This is a genomic window from Methylobacterium oryzihabitans (assembly GCF_004004555.2).
In the GTDB taxonomy this organism is placed as follows: Bacteria; Pseudomonadota; Alphaproteobacteria; order Rhizobiales; family Beijerinckiaceae; genus Methylobacterium; species Methylobacterium oryzihabitans.
The window spans coordinates 1-461 of sequence record NZ_SACP01000145.1; the positions used below are offsets into that span (position 1 = coordinate 1).

Sequence of the window (461 nt, forward strand, 5' to 3'; positions counted from 1 at the left end):
TCCAGTCCGAGCTGCAAGCCCTGTACAACGATCCGCAGCTGAACGCCATAGTCCCCGACCTGGCCGAGCGTTGCCGTGCCGACCAGGCCCGCCTGGACCTCGCCGACCTCGACACCGAAGTGCCAGCCGCCGTGCCAGGCGCCGTGGGCAAGCCGAGCCTGGGCGAGGCAATGGGCTGGATCTTCGTCTCTGAAGGCTCCAAACTGGGCGCTGCGTTTCTGATCAAGCGTGCCGTGGCCCTGGAGCTTTCCGACACCTTCGGTGCCCGCCACCTGGGCGAGCCAGCCGGTGGCCGTGCCGAAGGCTGGAAGCAGTTCACCCGCATCCTCGATGGCCTTGAGCTGTCGGCTGAAGAGGAAGCCGCTGCCGAACGCGGTGCAGTTGCCGCCTTCGAGCGTTTCACCGAACTGCTCAAACATGCCTATGCTGCGGATGCCGCGCTGGTCTGATACGCCGTAACC

General features: G+C 65.9%; 1 protein-coding gene. It reads left to right on the forward strand.

What is annotated here, in order from left to right:
• The coding region (locus EOE48_RS28765) for a biliverdin-producing heme oxygenase (RefSeq protein ID WP_127734245.1) at positions 1–449 on the forward strand (449 nt) is incomplete at its 5' end.
• Positions 450–461: the final 12 nt, after the last annotated feature.